Source organism: Rhodococcus sp. A14, assembly GCF_011603105.1.
Taxonomy (GTDB): Bacteria; Actinomycetota; Actinomycetes; order Mycobacteriales; family Mycobacteriaceae; genus Rhodococcus_F; species Rhodococcus_F opacus.
Genome location: NZ_JAAOQS010000347.1, coordinates 1 through 269, shown reverse-complemented (window position 1 = coordinate 269; position 269 = coordinate 1). Strand labels below are relative to the sequence as shown.

1 pseudogene is annotated in these 269 nt (G+C 66.9%); it reads right to left on the bottom strand.

The features are described 5' to 3' along the window. Positions 1-199 (bottom strand): annotated as a pseudogene (locus G9373_RS46110) (IS21 family transposase); the annotation flags it as partial. Positions 200-269 lie beyond the last annotated feature (70 nt).

The following is a 269-nucleotide window of genomic DNA, read 5'->3' as shown; positions in this document are numbered from 1 at the left end:
TCGGGAGCTGCTGGTCCCACGCCGGCACCACGACCCGAAACCTCGACCACGACAACCATGCGCAGAACAGTTGGGTTCGCCGGCCACCGACCCGCGGGCCTTCGCCCCAATCGAACTGCAGCCACATGCCCGGCTCCGGGATCTTCTCTGAACTAACGGCCAGGCGCCGTTCCTGCTGTTGGTGGCGACTATTGGTCATGCTCCTGGCTGGTGGGAGTGGTCGGGTGGTGTGGGGTTGTCGCGGTGCGGCCGGCGAGTTCGCGGAAGCC